This window comes from Streptomyces synnematoformans (assembly GCF_039531005.1).
Lineage (GTDB): Bacteria > Actinomycetota > Actinomycetes > Streptomycetales > Streptomycetaceae > Streptomyces > Streptomyces synnematoformans.
The window spans coordinates 1-2544 of sequence record NZ_BAAAPF010000549.1 but is presented as its reverse complement, the minus strand read 5'-3'; the positions used below and the strand labels follow the sequence as shown (position 1 = coordinate 2544).

Below are 2544 nucleotides of genomic sequence, written 5' to 3'. Positions count from 1 at the left end.
GGCGCGGCGGCGGCGGGGCACGCGGCGGGCTTCGGCTGGGACGCGGCGGCCCGCGCGACGGCCGACGTGTACGCCGCGGCGGTCGCCGGGTTCCGGCACGGCGTACGACCGCGGGCGGACGGCGGGCCCGGTCGCCTACGATCGCCGCATGGCTGAGGCAGCGAGCGCAGGCGCGGGCGCGGGCGGGCAGACCGCGGGCAGGGTCATCGAGGACACGCTCCGGGAGGCGGGGCTCGACTACGAGTCGCCGGCGGCGGGCACGTACGTCGTCTCCCTGCCCGGCACCCGGAAGCTGTCGACCACCTGCCAGCTGATCGTCGGCCGGCACTCCCTGTCGGTCAACGCCTTCGTGATCCGCCACCCCGACGAGAACGAGGCCGGCGTCCACCGCTGGCTGCTGGAGCGCAACACCCGGCTGTACGGGGTGGGCTTCGCCGTCGACCGGCTCGGCGACATCTACCTCGTGGGGCGGCTGCCGCTGGCCACGGTGACGCCGGAGGAGCTGGACCGGGTGCTGGGCACGGTGCTGGAGACCGCGGACGGCAGCTTCAACACGCTGCTGGAGCTGGGGTTCGCGACGGCGATCCGCAAGGAGTACGCGTGGCGTACGTCGCGCGGGGAGTCGACGCGCAACCTGGAGGCGTTCACGCACCTGACGCGCGAGCGCGAGGAGCCGTAGCGGGGGACGCGCGGAGAGAGTCCAGCATCCGCTCCAACGCCGCCCAGGTGTCGGCCAGATCGCCGCCGCCCGGGTCGCGGTCCGCCCCGGACGCCAGCCACAGCGCCGCCTCGTTCATCGCGCCCGACAGCAGGTGCGCCAGCGGCGCCACCGGCTGCCGCACCACGACGCCCGCGGCCACCAGCTCCGTCAGCGCCTCCGTCAGGTGCCGCGCCGACGCCGCCTCGTCCATCGCCCGCCACTCGCGCCAGCCCAGCACCGCCGGCCCGTCGACCAGCATGATCCGCTGCAGCGCGGGGTCGGTGCTCGCGGTCAGGAACTCGCGGCAGCCGGCGGTCAGCTGGTCCCAGGGTTCCGCGTGCCGCCCGGCGGCCTCCGCCACCCGCCGGCCGACCTCCTGCTGCACCTCCTCCAGCACGGCGCGGAAGAGGTCCGCCTTGCCGTCGAAGTGGTGGTACAGCGCGCCCTTCGTCACGCCCGACGCGCGCACGATCCCGGCCAGCCCCACGGCCCCGTAGCCGCGGCTCGCGAACAGCCGCCTGCTCTCGCGCAGCAGCGCCCGCCTCGTCTGCTCCCGCTGCTCCGCCCTGACTCCGCCGCGCGCGGTCATGCGCACCTCGCTCCCATTTGACGTACCGATGGTACGCGAACTATCTTCTTGGCATACCGATGGTATGTGAAAGGAGTCGGCCATGCAGCTGACCAGTTTCTATCCCGTGCTCGGCACAAGCCGGCTGTCCGAGTCCCGCGACTTCTACGTCCGCCTGATGGGCTTCGAGGTGACCTTCGAGGCCGACTGGTACGTGAGCCTGCGCCGCCCGGGCGACCCGCCGTACGAGCTGGCGCTGCTCGACCCCGACCACCCGACGGTCCCCGCGGGCCACCGCGCGCCCGTGCGGGGGCTGCTGCTCAACTTCGAGGTCGCGGACGTCGACGCGGAGTGGGAGCGGCTCGTCGTACGCGAGGGGCTCACGCCCGAACTGGAGCTGCGCAGCGAGGACTTCGGGCAGCGGCACTTCATCGTCGCGGACCCGAACGGGGTCCTCATCGACGTGATCACGCCGATCCCGCCCGCCGGCGAGTTCGCCGGGCAGTACGCGGCCGCGCCCTGACCGGGGCCGTCCAGACCCTTCAGACCCTTCAGGCCGTTCAGGCCGTTCAGGCCGCCTCGGAGGGCAGCGCCGCCAGCAGCGCGTCGACGAGGGCCCGGTCGTGGCCGTGGGTCAGCCTGCGGCGGGCCGCGGCCGGCGGCAGCCAGTCCAGCCGGTCCACCTCGTGGTTGGGCACGAACGCGCCGGCGCCCGCCCGCGCGGCCCAGTAGCGGACCTCCTTGGGGCGGCCGTCGGCCACGCGGTAGCGGGCGGTGGGCAGCGGGGCGCCGGGCTCGCAGGCCAGGCCGGTCTCCTCGGCGACCTCGCGCAGTGCGCCGGCCAGCGGCTCCTCACCGGGCTTGAGCTTGCCCTTGGGGTGCGACCAGTCGTCGTACTTGGGGCGGTGTACGAGGGCGATCTCCAGCCCGCCGGCGGGCGCCGGCGCGGAACGCCACAGCACACAGCCCGCGGCGCGGATCAGGTCGCCCGTCGGGTGCTCCGTCATCCCTGCTCCCCTCTCGTCTGCCAGAGCCTGCCGAAGGTGAAGCGTGCGGCCTCCGCCTCGTGCCGCTGGTCGGCGTGCAGCACGCCGAGGGCGTAGGCGGTGGCGGGGGCGATGCGCGGGGTCGCGGCGGCGGAGGCGGCAGCGGCGGCGGCCTCCACGGCCTCGCGGTCGTGGTCGAGCGCGGCGCCCGCGGCGGGCAGCGCGGGGCCGGGCGGGCGTACGGGGACGGTGCCGGGCGGGCACGCCGCCAGGACCTCCGCGGCGTGCCG

General features: G+C 75.4%; 4 protein-coding genes and 1 pseudogene. 2 read left to right on the top strand and 3 right to left on the bottom strand.

The genetic code is table 11. The annotated features are described in order from the left end of the window. The first annotated feature begins 148 nt into the window (after positions 1 to 148). Positions 149 to 679, top strand: coding sequence for a YbjN domain-containing protein (locus tag ABD317_RS35825; protein WP_027753211.1), 531 nt, complete (start codon positions 149 to 151; stop codon positions 677 to 679). On the opposite strand, the gene ABD317_RS35820 is transcribed toward ABD317_RS35825, so the two are convergent. Next, on the bottom strand, positions 645 to 1289 hold the full coding sequence (locus ABD317_RS35820) for a TetR/AcrR family transcriptional regulator (protein WP_344296044.1): 645 nt from the start codon (positions 1287 to 1289) through the stop codon (positions 645 to 647). The genes ABD317_RS35825 and ABD317_RS35820 overlap by 35 nt on opposite strands. 82 nt (positions 1290 to 1371) lie before the next feature. Between ABD317_RS35820 and ABD317_RS35815 the strand changes: the two genes are divergently transcribed. Continuing rightward, positions 1372 to 1791, top strand: coding sequence for a VOC family protein (locus ABD317_RS35815; protein ID WP_344296042.1), 420 nt, complete (start codon positions 1372 to 1374; stop codon positions 1789 to 1791). 46 nt (positions 1792 to 1837) lie between these two features. Here ABD317_RS35815 and ABD317_RS35810 read toward each other — a convergent pair whose 3' ends face one another. Continuing rightward, positions 1838 to 2275 carry an NUDIX hydrolase gene (locus ABD317_RS35810; protein ID WP_344296040.1) on the bottom strand — a complete coding sequence of 146 codons (438 nt, stop codon included), beginning with the start codon at positions 2273 to 2275 and terminating at the stop codon, positions 1838 to 1840. Beyond that, positions 2272 to 2544, bottom strand: a pseudogene (locus tag ABD317_RS35805) (hypothetical protein); the annotation flags it as partial. The pseudogene ABD317_RS35805 and the gene ABD317_RS35810, both read right to left, overlap by 4 nt.

What these genes read in the sequence shown, in the direction of transcription:
- ABD317_RS35810 (WP_344296040.1), bottom strand. Translation starts at nt 2,275, where the DNA reads ATGACGGAGCACCCGACGGGCGACCTGATCCGCGCCGCGGGCTGTGTG.
- ABD317_RS35820 (WP_344296044.1), bottom strand. Translation starts at nt 1,289, where the DNA reads ATGACCGCGCGCGGCGGAGTCAGGGCGGAGCAGCGGGAGCAGACGAGG.
- ABD317_RS35815 (WP_344296042.1), top strand. Translation starts at nt 1,372, where the DNA reads ATGCAGCTGACCAGTTTCTATCCCGTGCTCGGCACAAGCCGGCTGTCC.
- ABD317_RS35825 (WP_027753211.1), top strand. Translation starts at nt 149, where the DNA reads ATGGCTGAGGCAGCGAGCGCAGGCGCGGGCGCGGGCGGGCAGACCGCG.